16 protein-coding genes are annotated in these 23328 nt (G+C 58.2%); 3 read left to right on the top strand and 13 right to left on the bottom strand.

Going from position 1 to position 23328, the window contains the following annotated elements:
- Positions 1-9: 9 nt before the first annotated feature.
- Positions 10-930: an MYG1 family protein gene (locus CR254_RS14920; RefSeq protein WP_097931387.1), complete on the top strand. Its 921-nt coding sequence runs from the start codon at positions 10-12 to the stop codon at positions 928-930.
- Positions 931-975: 45 nt separating this feature from the next.
- Here the strand turns inward: CR254_RS14920 and CR254_RS14915 are convergent, their stop codons facing one another.
- The 4 genes from CR254_RS14915 to CR254_RS14900 form a co-directional block, all read right to left on the bottom strand.
- Complete coding sequence (locus CR254_RS14915; RefSeq protein ID WP_097931385.1) at positions 976-4071, bottom strand: efflux RND transporter permease subunit; 3096 nt, start codon at positions 4069-4071, stop codon at positions 976-978.
- Positions 4068-5195 carry an efflux RND transporter periplasmic adaptor subunit gene (locus CR254_RS14910; RefSeq protein WP_097931383.1) on the bottom strand — a complete coding sequence of 376 codons (1128 nt, stop codon included), beginning with the start codon at positions 5193-5195 and terminating at the stop codon, positions 4068-4070. The genes CR254_RS14915 and CR254_RS14910 overlap by 4 nt, the downstream gene beginning before the upstream one ends.
- Positions 5196-5511: 316 nt before the next feature.
- Positions 5512-5916 (bottom strand): hypothetical protein, encoded by a 405-nt coding sequence (locus tag CR254_RS14905; protein ID WP_145996755.1) that lies wholly within the window; start codon positions 5914-5916, stop codon positions 5512-5514.
- A 92-nt stretch (positions 5917-6008) separates the two neighbouring features.
- The gene (locus CR254_RS14900) at positions 6009-7043 is read right to left on the bottom strand and encodes a YHYH protein (RefSeq protein WP_097931379.1); all 1035 of its coding nucleotides are present in this window, start codon (positions 7041-7043) and stop codon (positions 6009-6011) included.
- 231 nt (positions 7044-7274) lie between these two features.
- On the opposite strand from CR254_RS14900, the gene CR254_RS14895 reads away from it, so the two are divergent.
- Positions 7275-9533 carry a polysaccharide lyase family 7 protein gene (locus CR254_RS14895; protein WP_097931377.1) on the top strand — a complete coding sequence of 753 codons (2259 nt, stop codon included), beginning with the start codon at positions 7275-7277 and terminating at the stop codon, positions 9531-9533.
- 54 nt (positions 9534-9587) lie between these two features.
- Here the strand turns inward: CR254_RS14895 and CR254_RS14890 are convergent, their stop codons facing one another.
- The gene (locus CR254_RS14890) at positions 9588-10376 is read right to left on the bottom strand and encodes an inositol monophosphatase family protein (protein ID WP_097931375.1); all 789 of its coding nucleotides are present in this window, start codon (positions 10374-10376) and stop codon (positions 9588-9590) included.
- Positions 10377-10676: 300 nt separating this feature from the next.
- On the opposite strand from CR254_RS14890, the gene purU reads away from it, so the two are divergent.
- Positions 10677-11561 (top strand): formyltetrahydrofolate deformylase, encoded by an 885-nt coding sequence (gene purU, locus CR254_RS14885; protein WP_097931373.1) that lies wholly within the window; start codon positions 10677-10679, stop codon positions 11559-11561.
- A gap of 78 nt (positions 11562-11639) precedes the next feature.
- Here purU and CR254_RS14880 read toward each other — a convergent pair whose 3' ends face one another.
- The 8 genes from CR254_RS14880 to CR254_RS14845 all read right to left on the bottom strand — a co-directional run bounded on the left by CR254_RS14880 (position 11640) and on the right by CR254_RS14845 (position 23007).
- Positions 11640-13199 carry an ABC transporter substrate-binding protein gene (locus CR254_RS14880; RefSeq protein WP_097931371.1) on the bottom strand — a complete coding sequence of 520 codons (1560 nt, stop codon included), beginning with the start codon at positions 13197-13199 and terminating at the stop codon, positions 11640-11642.
- A 50-nt stretch (positions 13200-13249) separates the two neighbouring features.
- A complete protein-coding gene (locus CR254_RS14875) occupies positions 13250-14338 on the bottom strand; it encodes an S-methyl thiohydantoin desulfurase family protein (protein WP_097931369.1) in 1089 nt (362 codons plus the stop codon).
- Positions 14339-14340: 2 nt separating this feature from the next.
- Positions 14341-15465, bottom strand: coding sequence for an S-methyl thiohydantoin desulfurase family protein (locus CR254_RS14870; RefSeq protein WP_097931367.1), 1125 nt, complete (start codon positions 15463-15465; stop codon positions 14341-14343).
- Positions 15458-17011, bottom strand: coding sequence for a hydantoinase/oxoprolinase N-terminal domain-containing protein (locus CR254_RS14865; protein WP_097931365.1), 1554 nt, complete (start codon positions 17009-17011; stop codon positions 15458-15460). The genes CR254_RS14870 and CR254_RS14865 overlap by 8 nt, the downstream gene beginning before the upstream one ends.
- A gap of 22 nt (positions 17012-17033) precedes the next feature.
- Positions 17034-18698, bottom strand: a complete 1665-nt coding sequence (gene nikE / locus CR254_RS14860; protein WP_097931363.1) for a nickel ABC transporter ATP-binding protein NikE — start codon at positions 18696-18698, stop codon at positions 17034-17036.
- Position 18699: 1 nt separating this feature from the next.
- Positions 18700-19566, bottom strand: coding sequence for an ABC transporter permease (locus tag CR254_RS14855; protein ID WP_097931361.1), 867 nt, complete (start codon positions 19564-19566; stop codon positions 18700-18702).
- Positions 19563-20594 (bottom strand): ABC transporter permease, encoded by a 1032-nt coding sequence (locus tag CR254_RS14850; protein ID WP_097931359.1) that lies wholly within the window; start codon positions 20592-20594, stop codon positions 19563-19565. Before CR254_RS14850 ends, CR254_RS14855 begins: the two co-directional genes overlap by 4 nt.
- A gap of 103 nt (positions 20595-20697) precedes the next feature.
- On the bottom strand, positions 20698-23007 hold the full coding sequence (locus tag CR254_RS14845) for a helix-turn-helix transcriptional regulator (protein WP_180956029.1): 2310 nt from the start codon (positions 23005-23007) through the stop codon (positions 20698-20700).
- Between the last annotated feature and the right edge of the window lie 321 nt (positions 23008-23328).

Raw genomic sequence — 23328 nt, 5'->3', positions numbered from 1 at the left:
AGAAATTTTATGTCCATTAGCCATCTTGTCACCCATTCTGGCGGTTTTCATGCGGACGAATTACTGTCCTCGGTGATCCTGACGCGGTTGTTTCCGCAGGCAGAATTGCGCCGCACGCGGGACAAGGGCTGGCTGACCCCTGCCGATGACAAGATTATCTATGATGTGGGTGGCGCCTATGATGCCGATGCGCAAATCTTTGACCACCACCAGCGCCCCGGCCCCCTGCGTGAGGATGAGCAGCCCTACAGCTCGTTCGGCCTGATCTGGGCCCATTACGGCCGCGATTACCTAACCGCGATGGGCGTGCCCGAGGGTGACGCGGAGGCGATCCACACCAAGTTCGACGCGAAATTCGTGCTGCCTATCGATCTGCTGGACAATGGCGCGATGGAACCATCGGTAGCGGGGCCGCTTTCGATTCTGACCCTGCCCTCACTGCTGGGCAGCCTGAAGCCGGTATTCGACGATACCTCGCCCACCGCTGATGATGATGCATTCATGTCGGCACTGCCCATCGCCCGCGCCTTTGTTGAGGCGCAAATCCGCAACCTGACGGCAAAGGCCCGTGCGCAGAGCACCGTTCTGGAGGCGATTGAGAAGGCAGGCACCTCACCGATTCTGGAGCTGCCAATGGGCATGCCCTACCGTTCCGCGCTGGATCAGGCCGAGGCTGATCACATCCTGTTCGTGGTCAACCCACGCGGTGGTGACTGGACGCTGGGTGGGATCAAAATCTCGAACGAGACATTCGAGCAGCGCGCCGACCTGCCTGCTGCGTGGGCTGGTTTGACCGATGCCGCACTTGAGGAAGCCAGCGGTGTCGAGGGCGCGAAATTCTGTCACAAGGCACGCTTCATCGCTGTTGCCAGCACCCGTGATGCCATCCTGAAAATGGCGGAAATCGCAGTGCGTGAGGCACAGGCCTGACGCGAAAATCACAGGGCGGTGGAAACCCCACCGCCCTGCCTGATTTTACTCGGCCGGAATGCCATCGGCCTCCATCCGCAACCGCTTGGCCGATGCACCGGGCGCACCGCCCCAGACAGCCACCCAGCGATAGAAGATCGGCGTCAGGAACAACGTGAACACCGTCGCGAAACCTAGACCGCCGACAATTACCCAGCCCACAGCGACCCGCGCCTCGGCCCCTGCGCCCGATGTCATGATCAGCGGCAGGCCACCAAACACGGTCGAAACCATGGTCATCATCACCGGACGAATTCGCAGGCGCAGCGCATTACGAATAGCGGTATCGATATCCTCGCCTGCCTCTCGCAGCTGGTTTGCGAACTCGACAATCAAGATCCCGTTCTTGGCCATCACGCCGATCAACATCACCAGACCGATCTGACTGTAATAGTTCAGCGATCCGCCCGAGAGCGAGATAGCCAACAGCGCCGCCGCCAGACCGAATGGCACCGTCATCATGATGACCACCGCACTGGCGAAGCTCTCGAATTGCGCGGCGAGCACCAGCAGCACGACGACCAGCGCCACGCCGAACACCATGTACATTCCCGTCGCAGTATCATCCAGCGTTGCTGCCTCACCGGTGAAGATGATGCCCATGCCGTCGGGCAATTGATCATCTGCGATGGCCAGCAGTTGATCCATCGCCGTGGACAGGTCCACCCCGTCGCCCAGGTTCGCCTGTAGCGACACAGCCAAGGCACCGCCATAACGCTCGATCTGCGCCTCACTCACCACCGTTTCCAGTGAGGCAACTGCGGATAAGGGCACATAGGCGCCGCTATCCAGCCGGATCGACATAGAGGCGATGTCCGATGGGTCATCGATTGGCGGCCCACCGGGCACGACGTTCACGTCGATCTCCGTGTCATCATCAAACACGCTAACCGCAACGTCGCCCTGCACCAATGCGCGGACAAGCTGCGTCACATCCGATGTAGACAGCCCCATATCGCCCGCCGCAGCATCGTCCACCGTGACCTCTAGCTGCGCATCCACACTGTCATTGGACAGCTGCGGGTTCAGGAAGGTCGCATCCTGCGCCATCGTCGCAACCAGCGCATCCGCAGCCGCCGTCATATCGGCAAGGTTGGTGCCCGTCACCGCAAAGCCCAAGCCGCTGCCACCGCCGCGAATGTTCAGGCTGTTTGTAGACCGCGCACTAACCTGCACGCCGGGAACCGCAGAAAGCTGTCCGCTGATCTGTGCGATCAGCTCCTGCTGGGTAAAGTCACGCTCCGCCCAATCCGGCAGGCGCACAATGATAAACGCACTGGTGCCACCGCCGACGCCAATGATGCTTTGCACCGCTTCGATTTGACCGTTTTCCTCGTAAGGTGCGAGGATATCCTCGACCAAGGCGACCTGCGTATCGAGGTAATCAACCGTCGTATCCGACGCACCGCGCGCCTGAACGAGGAAGAAGCCGCGATCCTCGGTCGGGGTAACGGTGGAGGGCAAGGTCGTCGCCGCCCCCATCGCGATGATAACGAACCCGAATGCAACGGCGATCACCAGAACCGGCGTGCGGATCGCGTAATCCATCACGGCATCAAAACCACGAGAAAGAAAGTTGGGCTTTTCCGGTTCATCGCTCTGCTTGGCAACCGATTTACCGGGGTCCAGCAAGGCCGCCAAAACAGGAGCCAGTGTCAGTGCCGTGATCGACGACAGCGTCACAGCAAAGGCCAGCACAAAGCCGAATTCAGAGAATACGCCCCCCGCCTGCCCCGGCAGGAACGAAATCGGGATAAACACCGCCGCCAAGGTTGCCGTGGTTGAGATAACGGCAAAGAACACCTCGTTCGTGCCAGCCGCCGCCGCTGCGAATGCGCCTAGGCCCGCCTTGCGTTTGCGCACGATATTCTCGATCACCACGATGGCGTCATCAACAACCATACCCGTGGCCAGAACCAGCGCCAGCAGGCTGATTGTGTTGACAGAAAAGCCGGTCAGCCAGATCGCCGCCAATGTTCCGATCAATGCAACAGGGATTGTAACCGCAGGGATCAGCGTGGCCCGTGGCGAGCGTAGGAACAGGAAGATCACCGCCACAACGATGATGGTTGCCAGCAGGATGGATTTCACCACCTCCTCGATAGAACCCTCGATAAAGATACCATCATCCGAGGCCACGATCAGTTCGATATTATCGGGTAGTTGTGCGCGCAGCTCCTCAACCGCGATGCCAACAGCGCGTGAGATTTCCAGCGTGTTGCCAACGGATTGACGGGTGATGTCCAAACCGACCGAGGTTTCGCCATTCACGCGGGCATAGACGCTGGTATCCTCGGGCAGCAATTGCACCAAGGCGACATCAGCAACCTGTGTCCGCTCGTTAATCGGCAATTCGCCAATTGTGGCGACGGTCACTGCCTCGTTCCCGACGCGCAGGGCCAGCGTTTGCGACTCGGTTTCCAATTCACCCAGCGCAGTATCGTCGCGCAATTGCTCCAACGCAGTGGACACGTCAAAGATCGTCAGGCCACGGCTGAGCAAGGATGGCATGTTCAGCGTCACCCGAAACTCGTTCGCGCGGTTGCCCTGCACCGTAACTTCGGCAATGCCGTCGATCAGAGATAAACGTTCATAGACCAGCCCCTCGGCCACTTGGGTTAGCTCGTCAAAGCTAGCATCGCCCAGCAAAGCCAGACGGATAATCGCGTCGGAGTTACTGTCGCTCTTGGTCACGGTGGGATCGTCAACGTCATCCGGCAGGGACCGCAGCGTGTCTGAAACAATCTCGCGCGCCTCATTCGCGGCGACATCCACATCGGTGCCGTCGGACAGATCAATGGTGATGCGGCTGGAACCGGTGCTGGAGGTGGACTCGATGTAGGACATCCCCTCAAGCGCGCTCAACGCATCCTCAAGCACTTGGGTGATTTCGGTATCAACTGTGCTGGGAACAGCGCCATCATAGGAGGTGCGCACCGACAAAACCGGTTGATCCACATCGGGCATTTCGCGGATATCAACACTGGTCAATGCGGCCAAGCCCGCGATGATAATCAGCAGGTTCAGCACTATGCCTAAAATCGGGCGTGCAACAAATGTATCTGCAAAGCCTGCCTTGTGCGCGATTTTTTCGATCTTCATGATCTCGACCCTTCACCTGCTCGGGCACTGACCACTGTTGTGCCTTCGCGCAGTTTCGATGCACCCTCGGTCACGATTTGCGATCCCAGCGGGGCGTCTGTCTCAATCCATATCCGATCGCCATCACGATAACGGATCGCGATCGGCATGCGCGTGGTGCGGCCGTCATTCGACACCCAGATACCTGCGCCCGACCGGTCCCACGTCACCGCGGTTGAGGGGACAACCGGCAGCGGGTCCGTTTCCTCGGACATGCGCGCGGTAAAGGTCATGCCGGACAGCAACAGCCCCTCGGCATTGTCGATTTCCGCCTGCACGGTCGCGCTGCGGGTTACACTATCAAGGCGGCTGTCAAAGGCGATGATGCTGCCCTCGAAACTGCGACCGGCGAAGGTTGGAGTTGTCACGAACACCTGCTTGCCCTCTTCCAACAATCCGATGGAGCGTTCGGGCACCTCGAATTCAGCAATCAGGCGGGTTGAATCGTCGATGGTCACGATGGTTTGCCCCGATGTCAGGCGATCCCCGACATGAACATCACTCAGCCCAAGCCGGCCCGCGATTGGTGCAACAATCGTGCGATCATCCAGCGCCACCTGTGCCAAGCCGACATTCGCCTCAGCCAAGCGTAACGCGACCTGCGCCTCGAACAATGCAACGTCGGTTACGACAGAACTGCCGGTTTCGTGCAGCCCCTCATATCGCTGCAAGGTAGACTCCGCCTGATCCCGCTCTGCTTCTGCAATTTCCAGCGAAAGACGTTCGGTCCGGTCATCAAGGCGCAGAATAACATCGCCCTGCTCGACCAAGGCATTGGCGCGTAGGGCGCTCTCAACCACTTCCCCTGCCTCACTGGCCATGATATCCGCCTTACGCAGGGAAACCGCACTGCCCACGGTGCGCAAAACCAGCGTGTAGCTGCGCTCCTCCAGCGGGGCCATGACAACGATGGTTGAACGTGATCCGCCGCGTGCGCCCGGCCTGCCGCCAGCCTGAGCAGGGGCTTCTTCCTGCACAGCAGGTTCACCCCATAGCTGCGCAATCTGATCGGGTACGCCGAAGGTATAGGAATACGCACCAAACAAAACGCCGACTGAGACAATTATAACAATCAGATTTTTCAAAGTCTTATTCGCCTTTATGATGGTGACGCCACTGGGGCACACTCCGTTAGAATTCTACAGCGGCACGACGGCACTGCCGCTGTGGTCGCGATTGCATGCCTGAAATATTGCAGTGCAATAAATACGCCCAAACCAGCGCCTCATGGAAAAAATCGGACCTAGCACACCGAAAGTTGATGAGAGGTGCTGACTATTCCACGGTTGGCCGGTTCCTAGCTCATACGAGCGCCCGCGCGATTTCCGTCGGAAAATTCGTGCGCGATTTGAAAAAGTTGAACAGTAAGGGGTCGCTGCCAGAATTCCGGCAGCGATAGGCTCATTCAGGCAGGACAACGCGCACAGTTGATGAAATAGCGGTGCCGTCCTGCGCCCACTCGCTATGATCATTTGCATTCAACGTGATGCTGACCAAATTCACCCCCGGTTGCAGCAGCGAAGACGGCAAATGGAACCAGTTGGAATAGACGCGCTGGATCTTCACCCCGTTAATATAAAGGTGCGCGTGTCCCTGATTGTCCTGTACCGCACGATTGATCGCAGCGGGCGTAAACTCGAAGTTTCGCGGCAGGATCTGCACGTTGTACCCATCCATCGCATCCGGAAAAACCAGATGCGTGACGGCTGGTACAGGCAAACCGGATGTGACCTCACGCATGGGATGATCGTGCATGGAATGATCATGCGTGTCGCCCATAGACATCTCAGATGCCATGTCGTGCATAGACGACATCCCCAAAGCTGGAATGTAGGGCAGCGCGACCCCAATCAGGACCCCCGCTGCCGCGCCTTTCAAAGCGTAGACAACACCCCGCATCAACGCACACCGGGTGCTGGCATGGCATTGCGCAATTCATCGGCGCTGATCCCCAGCTCCTGCGCCGCTGCGTCGAAATCTGGCGGCATGGAACCGCCCAGCGCGGCGATCAACGCGGCCTCACTAACGCCAAGTGCCGTTGCCGCCGTTGAGAAATCTGGCGCGCCGCCATCGGGGCCACCCTGCATCGCGGTGACCTCAACCTCTCCATGATAGCAATCGATGGTATAGGGGGCCTCATCCGCGGTTAGGTGGTAGTGATAAATCCCGTCCGGAAATTCAGGTGTCGCGCCAACATGGCCGCTACACTCATCCAGATCGGCATTTGTGACTGTTGCGCCGCTTTCGCCCTGATTGCCGTAAACCGGAAATCCATCCTCAAGCACGCCAATCATCAACGAATGCTCACCCGTCTGATCCAGCGTTTCGGTGATGCACAATGGCACGCCATGATAGTGATAGCTGGTGCCATCCACCAATGTATGCCCGTTGCATTCATCGACAAAGGAGACGTGGTCATGGGTCACCTGATCGTTCAGGGCGACGTTCGTCCGCTCGAAATTCTCATAATCGTTGAATAGCTGCGCGCCGCTGATCACAACGCCGATCCGGCCCAGCGTCGTATCGGTGACCGTATCAACATAGGTTGGCAGGGTGGTGATATCCGTCTCAACCGTGGATTCAGTGAAATAGTCGGCTGAATTTGCAACGGTAAAGTCGCTGGCCGGTTTGTCGCTGAACGGCTGATCGTTCGGGTTGTTAGGGATCAAGTACTGCTCGGCGAACCCGTGGCTGGGGATACCGTTGGATTCAAAGCGGAAGGTGTTCGCCTCATCATCCACGGTGATCGTGACGCCTTCGCTCCAATTCGCGGATTCAACGGCCGCTGTCGTGTCCACGATGTCATAGGCGGATCGATCGGCATCCTGCGCGGTTGCGGAATCAAGGTTCACGCCAACCACCGCTACTGCGATGAGAGCAGCGACGGTTCCGGATAGGGAGCGGCGATTGAATTGACGAGGGGTGCGTTTCATCTGAAGGCCTTTGACTAATTCGGGTCATGCGGGCGCAGCGCCCAATTTCGCATAAATCATCAATTAGCATGCTAACTGTTAATGTCCAACACAAAAGCATGACCTGAACAGCACCCTCCAACCTAGGGTTGTAGACGGGATTACATGTTGATTGCGAATCTGGTATACTAGACGCCCAAGCGATGAGGCTGAAAAATTGGCCCAATTAAATCAACCGACTGGGAGGTCCATGTGAAAAATCTACCCCTGCAATCCGTCTGTTTCTGCCTTGCCTCTGTCGCGGGCACGGCGGCAATTGCGTCCAATAGCTGCGAGGTTAGCCGCACCTTAACCATCATCTCGGCCACGGATGATGGCCTGTACGAGGAAACACATGGCCCCGAAAACACCATCGACGGGGATTTCGATCCTGACTCCCGATGGTCCAATCAATCGCAGGGTGCGCCGAAAACCCTGCTGCTGGATCTGGGCGCGCAGCAAACGCTGACCTCGCTGGATATCGCATGGTACAAGGGGGATGAGCGTTGGTCCGCATTCGCCATTGAGGCATCAACCGACGGTGTTGAATACCAGACCATCGTGCCAATGCACCAATCCAGTGGCGGCACGCTGGAACTGGAGCAAAACCCGCTCGACAATATCTCCGCCCAATTCATCCGCCTTGTCAGCAACGGCAATGAAAGCAACGAATGGAACAGTATTGTTGAGATTGCCGCCATCGGATGTGGTGAGGATATCGCCGCCCCCGATCAGCCTGTCCTGACGGAGCGCGCCGGTCAGGGCATGTTCGGCCTGCGCACCGATTTACCCCCTGGTCAGAATTTCGACCTGCTCGGCTGGTACATCACCACGCCTGCCGATGATGATGGCGATGGTCGTGCCGATAGCGTTTATGAAAACGAGCTGTCCGCCGGCTGGACCGACCCGCGCTATTTCTACACCGACCCTGCAACGGGTGGCATGGTGTTCCGGTCTACACCGGCGGGGGCGCGGACCTCGGCCAATACGAATTACACGCGCACCGAATTGCGCGGCATGTTGCGGCGGGGGGATGAGAGTATCGAAACCCGCATTGATGGCGGATATCCGAATGCAAACAACTGGGTCTTTTCCTCGGCCCCAGAATCGGCACAGGCCGCTGCCGGTGGTGTGGACGGTGTTCTAACTGCCACTCTAGCGGTCAATCAGGTGACCCGTCAGGGCCGTGATTATCAGGTCGGGCGTGTCATCATCGGGCAAATCCACGCCAAGGATGACGAGCCGATCCGCCTGTATTATCGCAAGCTGCCGGATAACAAATACGGCTCGATCTACTTCGCGCATGAACCCGCAACCGGTCGTGAACAATGGGTTGAGCTGATCGGCAGCCGTGGTGATCGCGCCGAAAACCCCGAGGACGGCATCGCGCTGGATGAGGTCTTCAGCTACGAGATCGAAGTGGTTGGTGTGCAGGAGGGTGACGAGATCATCCCGATGCTGCACGTAAAAATCATCCGCGACGATGGCAGTGAGGTTATCGCAGAACCGTTCGACATGCGCGATAGCGGCTTCAACATCGAGGACGAATTCATGTTCTTTAAGGCGGGCGCGTACTCGCAAAACAACTCCAGCCCTGATCCGGAGATGGATTTCGATCGGGTGATTTTCTACGAGCTGGACTACTCCCACTCCCCCGCGCCAGAGGGGACAGAGCAAGCCACAGCACCTGTAACGCCCCCCGCCCCCGCGCAGGCTGGCATCGTCTTTGATGACAGCTTTACCGATGGGGACCGCGCCGACAGTGCCGATGCCACCGATACGAATTGGTGGACGACCACGAATAGCAGCGCACTGGAGTTTAGCGCAGGTACGCTTGGCCTCGTAACTGGCGGGTCCGGACGCGGACTGCGGACAACCTTTGCCCCGCAAATGCTGGCTGAGGGGCAGTCATTGCAGGCGTCCTTTACCTTTACCACGCCAGAAACCATCGGCGAGGATCGCGATTCAGCGCTGCGGATCGGGTTATATGACATGCTGGGCCGTGCGGAATTGCTGGGCGATCTGTCTGCATCCTCCAGCAATCCGAACACGTCCTATGACGGGTTGCCCGGCTATATGATCGACTTCGACGTTAACCTTGCGAATTCAGCAGATGCCAATATCGACATCCGGCGACACGGGCAGGACACGCAGGGCCGTCTGCTGGGAACAACCCGGGGCTATCAGCACCTTGGCGGTGGAGGTGATCCGTATCAGTTCGAGGCGTCGCAAACCTATACCGGCACGATGACCACCACAAAGGTTAGCAATGGCCTGCAAATCGCAGGGTCGCTCAGCCATGAGGGCACGATCATCAGCCAGTTCAGCCTGTTGGATGAGGGCAGCGACGTGAACAATTTCGGGATGCTGGCCTTTCACGCGAACAGCAACACATTCGGTTCCTCCAAGGAGCGCGAGACACCCGATAACGGCATCGACTTCACCAATGTGACGGTTGAGGTTCTGCCCTAACCCCTGACCGAAATGCGTTGCCCGTATACTCAAACCGTGCGGGCAGCGCGACATTCAACCCGCGTCGATGATCCCGCGCAATGGATCATAAACGCATGGCGCGGCGGCCAGAACACGCCCGCCTGACGCAAGCATCTGGTCCATGTCTACGCCCTCGATCCAGCCACCGGCCTCCTGCACCATCAGCAATCCGCCCAGACAGTCCCACGCATACATGTGCGGTTCGTAATACCCCGCCAACCGGCCCATCGCGACATCGGCCAGCATCAATGCGCCCGAACCGCTGCGGTAAAAGGCACCTCCCGCCCCGATCAAGCGTCCGATAACGCCAGCAACATGCGCAGCGGGTGAGCGGTGGCTAGCACCAATCGCGGTCATCGCACCTGTCAGGTCAAGGCTGTCCGATACCATCACCGGCGCCCCATCACAGCGGAACCCACCGCCCAGCCGTGCGTCGAACAATTGGTCCTGCATCGGCACGAATGTCGCCGCAGCCACCGTTTGTGCTCCCTGCAACAGTGCGATTGCAATGCACCAACTGGGCAAACCCGATAGGAACGGCATGGTGCCATCAATCGGATCGATCACCCAGGTAAAGCCGGACGTGCCCGATTTCGCGTCATGCTCCTCACCCACAATGCCATCATCGGGAAAGGATGCGGCGATGCGATCACGGACCAGCGCCTCCACCTCGCGATCTGCGCGGCTGACGACATCCTGCGGCGTTTCCTTTGCCTCAACACGCAGGATGTCGCGGTTCTCAAACAGGGTGCGGGCAACGGCGCCCGCCTCTCGCGCGATCTGGCAGGCAAATAGGTGACGTGCCGCAATAGGGTCGGTCAAAACGGGTCTCCAACTGGGTCGAGCGCCCCATGCGCCATCGGGCGCGGGCCGCATCCATGCTATTTCAGCGAAGCCCTACTATAGATTCCGCCCGACTGCCCAGACGGATTGCTGCCTGATACGGTTCGTACCTGATATTGCCCGTTGTGCATGATCGGAAACCGCTGATCCGATCACGTCCCGCGCGTCACAGCAAAGTTGACACAACGCCGCCCTGATCCCTTGACGGCGCAAGTCGCGCACTCAACATGGTTCCACCGGCAACACGATGCCGCGCCTCTTTCTGACAGGACCACCGATATGAGCAAATACGCCCTGACCGTGACGTGCCACTCGACCCGAGGGATCGTAGCAGCAATCGCCAATTACCTTGCCGAGAATGGCTGCAATATCAGCGATAGTGCGCAATTTGATGACAAGGAAACGGGCAATTTCTTCATGCGGATCAGCTTTGACAGTGATGAGGCCATTGATATCGAAAAGGTCCGATCAGGCTTTTCCAAAACGGCTGATACATTCGGCATGGAATATGAATTCCATGATGAAAATCAAAAGATGAAGGTCGTCATCATGGTTTCGCGTTTCGGGCATTGCCTGAACGATATCATGTATCGCTGCCGCATCGGCGCATTGCCGATTGATATCGTCGCCGTGATCTCAAACCACATGGATTATCAAAAGGTTGTCGTGAATAACGACATCCCGTTCCATTGCATCAAGGTGACCCCCGAAAACAAACCCGATGCAGAGGCGCGTATCATGGCGGTGGTTGAGGAAACCGGCGCAGAGCTGATCGTACTGGCCCGCTATATGCAGATCCTGTCGGATGAGATGTGCCAGAAAATGTCGGGCCGCATCATCAATATCCACCACTCGTTCCTGCCCAGCTTTAAGGGTGCAAACCCCTACAAACAGGCCTATCAGCGCGGTGTAAAACTGATCGGCGCGACCTCGCATTACGTCACTACGGATCTGGATGAGGGGCCGATTATCGAGCAGGACACCGTGCGCGTCACCCACGCCCAGTCCCCTAACGATTACGTGTCGCTGGGCCGCGATGTGGAAAGTCAGGTTCTGGCCCGTGCGATCCACGCGCATATCCACCGCCGTGTATTCCTGAACGGAAACAAGACCATCGTCTTCCCTGCCTCGCCCGGTTCCTATGCATCCGAACGGATGGGCTAAACCAAACCACCAGCAACAAAAAAAGGGCCGGCGATGTTTCGCCGGCCCTTTCGATTCCAGATTACAATCGCTGCGAAATTATTCGCAGGCCCAGCGCATATCGCCGAAATTGTAATCCCACGACATCATCGGAATGAACTCGTATCCCGTCAGGCACGAATGGATCGCGTGACGCTTTTGCTGCGTTCCGATAAAGACATCAGCTGCCATATCGACCAAAGTTGCCTGCAATTCCTGATAGATCGCATTCTGCTCAGCCACATCAGTGGTCGCGCGCGATTCATCGATCAATGCGTCAACAGCAGGTGTTTCCAGCCACTCCATTGATGCCCATGTCCCTGCGGATTTCGAGTGGTACTGCACATAGAAAACCGAGTCAGGCGATGGATAGGATGGGCCGTTAAAAATCTCGGTCGCATTCGGCGTTGTCGCAGGGTCAGCGGCCAGTTCGGTGATGCGGTTCCATGGCTCGGGCTGGATATCCAGAGTAACTCCGATCGCCTCCAGATTGGCCTGTAGCAACAGCGCGATATCTTCCTCAAAGGACAGACCGGCAACATAGGCCAGGCTGATCGTAATATCCTGACCGGCATAGCTAGACATCGCCAGTTCCTCGGCCGCCTTCTCCAGATTATATTCCGGCATTGGCAGATCGGTGTTCAGCGCGTCGGCAAAGGCATGCGCCATTGGTCCGTTCAACTCACCGTTGGGAAAGATTTCCTCGCGGATCAGGGTGTAATCCGTTGCATATTGCAGGGCACGGCGAACGTGGATGTCGTCGGTCGGTGCCAGCTGCGTGTTCAGCTTCAGATACAGGTTGGTCACGGTCGGGATCACAGCGACGGAATAGTTATCCAACCCGTCCAGCGCGGCATATGTCTCGTTCGTGTGGGTCGAGGCGGAAAAGCCCAGCTGCCCCGAGGTAGCAAGCGCACGCACCGTTGCCTCATCATTGGTGATGACGAACCGCACGGTATCGATTGGCGCGCCGTCGCCGCCCTCAAAACCCGCATAGTAGTTGGTGTTCCGCGACAGGATGAATTCCGCGCCACGGTTCCAACTGGCCACCGAATATGGACCCGCACCGTAGGTTTGCTCGGCGATCACATCCTCGCCCCACTCGGTTTCGGATGCCTCAGCCACTGCGCCCTCGTTCAGCACGAGGATCAACGGTGTCGTGGCGAGGAAGGGTGCGAAAACTTCGGTCAAGCCAATGGACACTGTGCTCGCATCAACAGCGATGACTGCCTCTGGATCGACCAGATCGCTGAACAGATAGCTGGGGCCCTCGTTCAACGCCAGCAGACGCTTGATGGAATAAACCACGTCCGATGCCTCAACAGGCGATCCGTCGGTAAAGGTCGCACCGGGGGTCAGGTGGAATGTGTAGGTCAGGTTGTCCTCGGACACCTCCCAGCTTTCCGCCAATTGGCCGACGACGCTGCCTGCATTATCCACGGTGGTCAGGCCGTCATACAGGTTAACTGCGGCCATATACTCAGTGTAGTCGTTGATTTTTGCAGGATCGATTGTGCCAAAAACCTGCGTCGCGTTGACCGTAATTGCAGTATCGGCCAGCGCGGGCGCGGCAAAGGCGCAAGCGGCCATCAGCGCAGTGGAGGAGAGAAGCTTTTTCATGATTTACCCTGTTGGTTGCAGTATGTTGGACGCGCATCAGTCAGGCCGCGTCAGGCCCTTTCCCCCGTGGTGAAGGGGCGAAATTCGTGGTCGTAACCAAAGTACTTCGGCCCTGCGAGCTCCAGCCCCGCAGGTGTGTGCCATTGCGGATCAGCCGGAATGGCGGAGAATTCGACCGTCATGCCGTAGCGCATCTGCTCCGTCGTGACTGGCAGGCCCATATCGGCATCCAGCGCGCAGATCAGGTCAGGCGTCATGCAGATCGGCGCACCGGTGGCGGTTTCGGCCAGCAGGAATTCGTTCTGGAAATGGACGAGGAATTCCTGTCCGGCAAAATCGTCAATGCCGCGCAGCGTTAGCTTGCCTCGCGCAAAACCGCCCTCAGTCGCGCGTTGCACATCCACAACACGCCCCGTGAACAGATGCGCGCCGCCCGTCATCGCCCGCAGCGCCGCACCGGGATGGCGCGAGGCTTTACGCTCGGACAGGATGGTGTTTCCAATATCGCGGATCGTGGTCATCGTGCCGTGCAGCAACGCCTTTTTCATGTCAGCGCCGTTCATCGGAAACGCCGCGACCAGTGCCGCGCCACCCATTTGAACCGCAACCACACGGGCCAAGCGTTCTGTCCATAGGTTCGAGATCGTGGACATCAGGGCGGAGTTCCCCTTGTCATCCGCAACCACCATCGGGCTGGACGCGATGCCGTGCATGGTGAATGTCACCATCTGCAATTCGGGAAAGGCACGCCCCATCCCGTCACCATCGATCAGCGGCAGCCCCGTCGCCGCGGCAACCATAAACGGAATAGTGGAATTCAGCCCGCCTGCCTCAACACAGATCAACGCACCTGCCTTTTTACCGAGGAAGGTTTCCAGCTCGGCCAATGCCTTTAGGATTTCATCGCCCGAGGGCAATTTTTCCAGCATCACCGTCGGCGCCCCCATCATAAAGACGGGGACGCATAATGTGTCATCGGCAACCTCATCCGCCGCGATAACAGTAACGGGGCCATGTTCGGCAATGGCCTGACGGGCCATCAGCTTTCCGATATACGGATCGCCACCGCCGCCCGTGCCCAGGAATGCGCCGCCCAGGGCGATTGCCTCCAGATCGGATTGAGTTACCTGATAGGCCATGATCAGACCTCCTGAAGCGGAACATAGGTGATGTCGTCAAAGCCGAATGCCTTTGGCCCAACAACATCCAGTGCCTGCGGGGATCGCAGCAATTCATGGCATGGCAACGCAACAATCGCGACGCGCTGACCGTAACGCAGCAGCTCGGTCGTGATTGCCTCGCCAGTATCCACATCCAGCACGAGGATCAGGTCCGGCACACAGCAGGCCATCTGCTCGTTGTGATAGAACACCAGGTTTTCGTTCTGGATCAGGACTTGGCCTGTCTCACCATGCTGTGCGTCGATGCCGGACAGCTGCACCTCACCCCGAACGAAGCCGCCCTGTAGGTGGCGTTTCAGATCGGTGATCTTGCCGGTGAACAGGCGCTTGCCACGCTCATGCTTGCAAATAGCGTCGATGGGGTCTTCATGCGCCTTTTGCGCCGCACGGACGGTACGGCCCAGCCCGATTGCCTGTGTGTAGGAATTGGGGATTCCGTATTTCTTAACGAACTGCCCGCGCATCGGGGCCGAGGCAAGGTCAGACCCTGCCCCCTGACTAACCACCGTGGCCCGCGCCATACGCTCATGCCACAGCTCGGACGCGGCATGCTGGAAAATAACAACGTTTCCATGGACATCACACATTGCCGACGGGGTCGAGCGGTGGCCGTAGATGGAATATGTGGTCATCTGCATTTCGGGAAAGGCACGCCCCATCCCGTCGCAATCCACGACAGGCATACCGGCATAGGCCCCGACCAACAGCGGTTCGATCGCGTTGGAACCACCGATCTCCTCGCATGCGATGGCATCGACCTGACAGTTCAGATGCGCCTCTAACGCGCGAATACAGCGCAGGCCCTCGCGCCCCTCGCGAATGCGTTCCACGCCCACAACCGGTGCACCGATGCCGCCCACGGACACGACCAGCGCGTCGTCGTGGATTTTCTGATGCGGCAGGATGGACAGTTGCAGCCCTTCGTTCAGGGCCTGACGCGCGCGCAGCTTACCCACATAGGGATTGCCGCCGCCGCCAGTGCCCAGAATACCCGCGCCGATTTCCAGCGCGTCGATATCCTCATGGTCCAATATCCACAGATCGGCGGGGTCATAGGCGGGGAATTGGCGTGCTGAATCACTCATTGCTGCCACCCATTTCGCCGACGACCTTTACGTGAATGCGGGTCGCGTTGCCGGGCAGATAGGCCAGCGGTACGTCCTCGCGCTCGATAACCTGAATGGTTTCGGCAACGGCCCCTGCGGCCAGCGCGTTCTGGGTTGCCTCCTGCTCCGCCAGAACCAAACATTCCTCACGCGTGGTTTTTTCCAGCGAAAAGACCCGATCAACCTCACCCGAGATTTGTGCAATTGCGGCCCCAACAGCATTCGCAACGGCGAAGTTATCGGGACGGATCACGGTCAGATCACCCAAGCTGTCAGGCATCAGGATCGACCCGCCGCCAACAGCAATCACAGGGATCAGCTCGGGCGATACCCGCGCACGCTCAACCGCGTTTTCCAGCATCGAGGTAATGGTATCCATCGCCGTTTTGGCCAGCGCGGGATCAACATCAGCAACCTTGGCCGGGTCACCGACCTGCGCCTTACCACTGGCAACGGCGATATCGGTCGTGGTCAGGGTTTGGCCACCAAAGACCTTAGCCTCCTGAATGATCTTATAGCCAACCGATTGCGGACCAACGGCAACCGCGCCGTTTTGCTCACGCACCAGCGATCCACCGCCAAGGCCGATGGAGAACACATCGGGCATGCGGAAGTTGGTGCGCACACCGCCCACATCCACAACCGTCGCCGCCTGACGCGGGAACCCCTGCTGCAACGCGCCAACATCGGTGGTCGTGCCGCCAATATCGACGACGATCGCTTCCTTCACACCGGTCAGAAACGCCGCGCCGCGCATCGAGTTTGTAGGGCCGGATGCAAAGGTCAGAACGGGGAAGTTCTTAACCGTTTCAGCCGCCATCAGCGTGCCGTCATTTTGCGTGATGTAGAACGGGCAGTTGATGCCGGCATCGCGCAGCGCATCACCGAAAGCATCCACGGTCTTTGCCGCAAGCCTCAGCAGCGAGGCATTCATGATGGTCGCGCTTTCACGCTCCAACAAACCGATCCGGCCAATATCGGTGGACAGCACGACGGGCAAACCAGGGCAATGTTCCTGGATGATCGCCTTGGCCCGCTGCTCCATCTCGGCATTGATCGGGCCGAAAACGCAGGTGATGGCAGCGGCCTTCAGGTCCTTGCTCTGAATATCCTTGGCAATGCGGATCAGTTCCGCTTCATCCAGGGGCGAGATCTCGCGGCCATCAAATTCGTAACCACCACGCACCAGATAGCCGTGATCGCCAACGACCGTTTTCAAATCCTGTGGCCAATCCACCGCAGGCGGCAGGCAGGCCGTTGCCGGCAGGCCAAGGCGGATCGCGGCGACCTGTGTCAGGTGCTTACGCTCAATCACCGCATTGGTGAAATGTGTCGTGCCGATCATGACATTCGAGACATTGGCACGGTCAATTCCGGCCTGCGCAATGGCGCCGTTCATGGCGGCAACAACGCCTGTTGTCACATCCTCGGATGTTGGTGCCTTGATGCCGGCAAGAACGTCCTTGCCCTTCATTACAACGGCATCGGTATTCGTGCCGCCTACGTCGATTCCCAAACGATACACTTTTGTGTCCTTTCTTATGTCCTCAGCTGCCGGTGTTCGCGACCAGAAACTGGGACCTTTCTTCGTCTGTAACTGTTGGTTTTTGCGCTTCCTCAGCGTCCGAAATCACTGGGATCGCGGAGATAAGGGCGCGGGTGTAGGGATGCTTGGCCGTGCGGAACACCTCCTCGGGTGTGCCTGCCTCGACGATGCGTGACTTGAACATGATCGCGATGCGCGAACAGAAATTCCGCATCAGCGACAGATCATGCGAGATGATCACATAGGTCAGGCCCAGACTGTCGCGCAGCTCCAGCAGCAAATCCATGACGGTCCGCTGCACCGACACATCCAGCGCGGAGGTCGGCTCATCCAGCACGATAATCTTCGGCTCCGCGGCCAAGGCACGGGCGATGGCCACGCGTTGTTTCTGCCCGCCTGACAGTTCGTGCGGGTATTTCGACAGGAAATTCACCGGCAACCGCACGAGGGTCAGCAGCTCCTCCATCCGCGCGCGCCGTTTGGGTTTGTCGTAGCCCATATGCTTTAACGGCACGTCGAGGATTTGCTGAACCGACCGTTTGGGGTTCAGCGAGGTGCCCGGGTTTTGGTAGACGATTTGCGACAGACGCAGAGCATTTTCGCTGGGCGTGCCAGACACCGTAACCGTACCGCTGGTGGGTTCCAGCAAGTCCATAATCATCCGCGCAACGGTGGTTTTACCTGAGCCGGATTCCCCAGCTAACCCGAAAATCTCGCCCTCATTCACGGTGATGTTGATGCCATCAACCGCCAGATGCCCCTCACCCTGTGTGAACAGGCCGCGCTTTTTGTAGATTTTCTGCACATCGGTCAGCGTGATGATCGGCGCCTTATCCGACACCGGCTGATTGGTGACATTCGGGCCGTATAGCGGTGGAACGGCGGCCATCAGGCTTTTGGTATAATCAGATTCAGGGGCGGAGAAGACGCGCTGCAACGGTCCCTGCTCAACCATATGGCCGTGCTGCATGACCAGCACACGATCAGCAGTTTGACGAACCACGCCCAGATTGTGGGTGATCATCAGCAGCGATAGACCATCCTCAACCACGAGGCTTTTAATCAGCCGCAGAATTTCGTACTGCGTGGTTACGTCCAACGCGGTTCCCGGTTCATCCGCGATCAGCAATTGCGGCTGGTGCAATAGCGCCAATGCGATCAACACACGCTGGCGCATACCGCCGGACAGCTCGAACGGCCACGCGTTGAAAATACGCTCGGGATCGGACAATTGCACCTTGCGCAATGTCTCGAAAATCCGCGACTTGCGGCCCTTTGCGCTGTCCGGAATGCCCTGCCGCCGGTCGGCATGGCGCATCACATCATCCAGATGCGTGCCAATGCGAAATACCGGATTAAACGAGGATAGCGGGTCCTGCATGATGATGGAAAAGGCCGTACCCTTCAGCCGTTCCCGATCCGGCTTGGACAGGTTGAACAGGTCCATCCCCTCAAACCCGATCGAGCCGCTGTCGATGGTGGCATTGGCGGGCAAGGTGCCCAAAATCGCCTTGGCCGTCACGGATTTACCCGAACCGGTTTCCCCGATCAGCGACACCTGCTCCCCCTCATTCACGCAAAAGCTGATGTCGTGCAGCACCTGTTGCGTGCGGCCATAGCCGGAAAAGGAGATGTTTAGGTTTTGAACGTCGAGAAGCCGTTTCATCTCAATCCTCCACGTCGAACATATCGCGCAGCCCGTCGCCCAGCAGGTTGAACCCCAGCGTGGCGTAGAAAATCGCGAAACCCGGGGCGAGCACTTCCCACCACTTTTCGGGCAGGAACTGACGCCCATCCGCAACCATTGATCCAAGGTCGGGCGTCGGCGGTTTCACACCGAACCCCAGAAAGGACAGCGTCGCGCCAAACAGGATGACAAAGGCCGCGTCCAGCGTGGTTTTGACCGAAATCACCGCAACGCAATTGGGCAGGATTTCCCGAAACAGGATGTGCATATGTGATGCACCGGCCAGACGTGCGGCTTCGATATAGTCCTCGCTCGCGATGGAAACCGTGATCCGGTAGACCAGCCGCGCATGCCACGTCCACCATAGCAGCGTGATGGCGATCATCGCGTTGGTCAGGTTCGGCTCCAGCACATTGCCAATGGCCAGCGCCATAACCAGCGGTGGGATCGCCAGCATCACATTGGTCAGGCCAGTGATAATCCGCTCGGTCCAGCCGCCGAAATATCCGGCAGACATGCCCAGCACAGCGCCGACAGGAACCGAGATACCCAGCACCCCGACCACCAGCATCAATGAAACGCGGAACCCGAAAATCGTGCGGGTAAAGACATCCCTGCCCGCCTTATCCGTACCGAACCAGTTCTGCGCATCCGGTGCGGCATGACGATTGCGGAAATCCACGACCGACCCGATATGGTCAGGGAATGGCGTGATCCATGGCGCCAACGCAGTCATCACCAGAACCGAGATGACGATCACAGCGCCGATAACAGCCGCATGATTACGTGAGAACCGATACCATGACATATAGGCGGCGGTTAGCTCTTTGGGGGTGCTCTGGCTCATGCCGTGCCTCCGCGCAGACGTAGGCGCGGGTCAATCAGGCCCACAACAATATCGATTACTAGATTGGCAAAGATGAAGAACAAGCCGGAGATCAACACCACCGCCATCAGCGCGTTGAGGTCCTTTTGCAGGATCGCGGTCAGCCCGTAGGACGCAAATCCACCCCAGCCAAACACCATCTCGACCACAAAGGCGTTCCCGATCATCGAGGCGAATTCCAGCCCCATAATTGTCAGCGGCGCGACCGAGGAAAGCTTGAGCAAATATTTGAACGTGACCACCTTCTCCGGCACGCCAAAGCTGCGCAGCGTCAGCGCGTGATCGCGTCGTTGGTTTTCAATCATCGCGGAGCGGGTGATCCGTGTGATCTGCCCGATACCCGACATGGCCAATGCCAGTGCGGGGAACAGAATATGCTGGCTGGCATCGGCAAAAACATCCATCCGCCCCGACATCAAGCTGTCGATCAGCAGCAGCCCTGTTGGACCATCCGGCGCGTTAAGCTGGTAATCCACGCGGCCCAGAATTGGCCAGCTTGGGAAAAAATTCGCTGCCACTAACTGCAAACCGACCGCGAACAGAAAGGACGGTATCGTCACCCCGACCAGCGAGAAGAAGCGCCCGACATTGTCGATCCATGTATTGCGATGGCGCGCCGTTAACACGCCCAGCGGCACCGCGATCAGCAGCACGATGATGATCGTGACCAGCACCAGTTCCAGCGTCGCAGGCAGGAATTCGGCAATGTCGCGCGATACGGGTCGGTTGGTTACAATCGACTGCCCTAAATCGCCATGCACAGCCTTACCAACATAGGTGACGTATTGGGTGAGGATGGGTTGGTCTAACCCCATCTCCGTGCGCAGTTCGGCCACTTGTTCCTGCGTTGCGGATGGGCCCAGAACCATACGCGCCGGATCACCCGGTACGATCCGCGCCAAGGTGAAGATCATCAGCGATAACACAAACAGCACCAGCAGCACTGAGAGCAATCGCCTCAAAATCGTTTCGAGCAGTCGTAACGCCATATGAGCCCATCCCTGATTACCGGTTCAGGCTGAGGCAGATCGGACATGCAGACAAGACATGCAAGGGATAGGTTTATGCGAAATAAGGATGGGCTTTAGGCCCTCACCCGACCCAGCCCAGCCCCCGCGCGGTGGCAACAGCCTCGGCCCGTCGGCTTACGGCCAGTTTTCGGTATAGGTTGCGCAGGTGGAATTTCACCGTTGGCTCGCTCAACCCTAACCGGCGGGCGATGCCCTTGTTCGACGCGCCCTCAGTCAACATGACCAGCACTTTCAGCTCCTGCCGTGTCAGTGTTGCGCGGGCTGTCGCGGATGTTTTCGCGTGGCGACTTTCCTCCAACCGGCGCTGCACGGCGCGGGCAGTTCCCGATGCGTCCAGAAAGGTTGCCATGCGCTGATCCGCCCATAGCTCGGATAGGAATATCTGCTCCTCGCTCAACACGGATAGGGAATGTCTGCGCGCGGCCAGCTCGAACACGCGCAGCAGCAGCCCCCGTGCACGCCCATGATCGCGGTTATGACGGGCAACATAAGCGGACCAAACATCGATCGACAGCAATTGCCGTTCAGTCAGGCGGGGGTTCTGCCGCATCGCCTGAAGCTTACGGTCCAGATAAACGAAACGGGGGCGTTCATAGGCGATCTGGCGCAGCCATGACATCGCCAGCAGAATATCATCGCGGGCATCCAGACGGGTAAATCCGGTTTCGGCGCTCTCAACCCAAACCCGATCCAGACCGGCCTGAATTGGGGACAGGATCAACGCAGCCTCACCCCAGCGGCCCTTATTTTGCAGGATTTGCGCCTTGCGCACCTCGATCAAATGCCGAAATTGCCGGTTCAGCGCCATGTATAACTGCCACTGATCCAGAAAGGCCAAGGCCGACCGCGTGGACGCCTGCTCACACAAAACCTGTGAGCCATAGACAACCGCCAGCTCCACCAGTGATGGCCAAATCTCACCGTGGGAAAATTCGTCCAGGTCATGCTCCAGAAAATCGAGCAGCGCCTGCGGATCACCATCCTCGAATTGCAGGATCGTCTCGACCAATTTTAGCAGACGCCAATCGCCAGGGGATTCAAATGCGATCTCTGACAGGCGCGCCCGTGCAGCCTCCACATCATGACGGGCCGCGCTCGCCTCACCCCGCATCAGACGCATTACGGCGCGGTGTACGGAGATATAAAAGGCCAGCAGCGGCACGTTTCCCTGCTCATACGCCTTTAGCGCCCGACCGGCCGCGTCCTCCGCCTCATCATACCGACGCAGACGCAACAGGAATTCCAGCATCGCGTTATAATAGGTTCCGCGTAGTACCGTATCGTTCAGCCGGATCTGCGTCGCGAATGCAAACAAGGCCTCCAACAACGCATCCGTTAGCGCCAAATCCTGATACATCAGCAGCAATATGCGGAAAATCCTGACCTTTAGCGGGAACTTCGCAATGCCCCTGACGACTGAAAGCGTATCTGCAATTTCGTGGCCAAACCGATGAACCAATACTGTCTGGGCGTATTGAACCTCGCCCTCCTTTAATGCCAGCAAGGCACGCGACAAAACCACGTCAATCTCGTCGGAATCCTCAGGGAACAGCGCGATCAGATCAGCGAATGCCCGCTTCCCGAAACGGTAGAACAGTGTCCAGCCGCCCGCGCGATCAAAGACCACCAGTGCTCCGGCAACCTTACCGTTCTGGATCATCCGCGCCATCACCCGGCACAGCACCATTGGGTCGCGGACCACCTCATTATCCAGCCACGAGGTATCGGGCCCAATTGAGGATAGATGCTGGCTTAGCTCACCCTCCGCCGCGTGCCGCACGATACGTGCTAAGCGCAGGCCTACTGGATCAGCTGTGTTGGCAAGAGGCGGAACAGCATGGCGACACCAGTCTGGAAGCTCGGATTGCGCCAAGACCGCCCACAAATCCTGCGCAGCGGTTCCGTCAAAAACATCTGTCGCGATATAGTCCTGCAACAGCGCGTCATCCTGTGCCGCGGGTGATAGCAATAGCGGCCACCCAAGCGACCGCTGCCATTGTTCCGCTGAGCACATATCCTCAGGCACCAGCAAGTCATCGCCATCCAACTCAAGCAACGCGCCATATAACCGCCCCCGCGCAAGGGCAGCCGGTACGCTTTGCGGGCGGCTGGCGATGATTAACCGCTGTCCTGTTGCCAACGCGGGCAATTCAGCCCCCAGCGTAGGATCATCCCAGAATATCCATGCGGCGTTCGTTATTGGCGTGCCCCCCGCCACGACGTGATGGCCCATGCGGTCTGCCATAGCACGCAAGAAATGCGACTTTCCCGCGCCTGCCGGTGCGCAAATCAATGTCACGGCACGATCATCCGCTAGAATGCGATCTTCAAGATCGTGACGAGCAATATTATCAGCGGGTGAATGTGCCAAGCTGATCCTCATCTCTGCCTTGCCAAACCATTGAGGGGAATTTGCCTGTTCTGCAAGCGCCCTTCGCACTTTCACAGCACTGGCGAAAGAGGTTCAAGACCAGCGCTTTTGCAACGAGCGCAAAGCGAACTTTCGATGCTACGATCATTCGGGTTTGCTGTGCGAAATCTGGCAGGCGTTCGCCCATCCGTATCGGCCAGTGTCCTTCATCTCTGCCCAAGTCAGCTGGACCTGTCGCGGTTTGATGCCGCTCCTTTGATAGCATTTACTGCAACAAAGGAGACGGACTATGGGACTGAAACGGACGGACGAATTCCGCAA

The organism is Pontivivens marinum, assembly GCF_900231835.1.
Classification (GTDB): Bacteria; Pseudomonadota; Alphaproteobacteria; order Rhodobacterales; family Rhodobacteraceae; genus Pontivivens; species Pontivivens marinum.
The sequence above is the reverse complement of the archived record's forward strand: the minus strand, read 5'-3'. Positions and strand labels throughout refer to the sequence as shown.

Excerpts from the sequence above, each read along its gene's own strand:
- CR254_RS14875 (WP_097931369.1), bottom strand. The coding sequence starts at position 14,338 with ATGGCCTATCAGGTAACTCAATCCGATCTGGAGGCAATCGCCCTGGGC.
- CR254_RS14855 (WP_097931361.1), bottom strand. The coding sequence starts at position 19,566 with ATGAGCCAGAGCACCCCCAAAGAGCTAACCGCCGCCTATATGTCATGG.
- purU (WP_097931373.1), top strand. The coding sequence starts at position 10,677 with ATGAGCAAATACGCCCTGACCGTGACGTGCCACTCGACCCGAGGGATC.
- CR254_RS14905 (WP_145996755.1), bottom strand. The coding sequence starts at position 5,916 with ATGCACGACATGGCATCTGAGATGTCTATGGGCGACACGCATGATCAT.
- CR254_RS14915 (WP_097931385.1), bottom strand. The coding sequence starts at position 4,071 with ATGAAGATCGAAAAAATCGCGCACAAGGCAGGCTTTGCAGATACATTT.
- CR254_RS14900 (WP_097931379.1), bottom strand. The coding sequence starts at position 7,043 with ATGAAACGCACCCCTCGTCAATTCAATCGCCGCTCCCTATCCGGAACC.
- CR254_RS14850 (WP_097931359.1), bottom strand. The coding sequence starts at position 20,594 with ATGGCGTTACGACTGCTCGAAACGATTTTGAGGCGATTGCTCTCAGTG.
- CR254_RS14920 (WP_097931387.1), top strand. The coding sequence starts at position 10 with ATGTCCATTAGCCATCTTGTCACCCATTCTGGCGGTTTTCATGCGGAC.
- nikE (WP_097931363.1), bottom strand. The coding sequence starts at position 18,698 with ATGAAACGGCTTCTCGACGTTCAAAACCTAAACATCTCCTTTTCCGGC.
- CR254_RS14880 (WP_097931371.1), bottom strand. The coding sequence starts at position 13,199 with ATGAAAAAGCTTCTCTCCTCCACTGCGCTGATGGCCGCTTGCGCCTTT.
- CR254_RS14870 (WP_097931367.1), bottom strand. The coding sequence starts at position 15,465 with ATGAGTGATTCAGCACGCCAATTCCCCGCCTATGACCCCGCCGATCTG.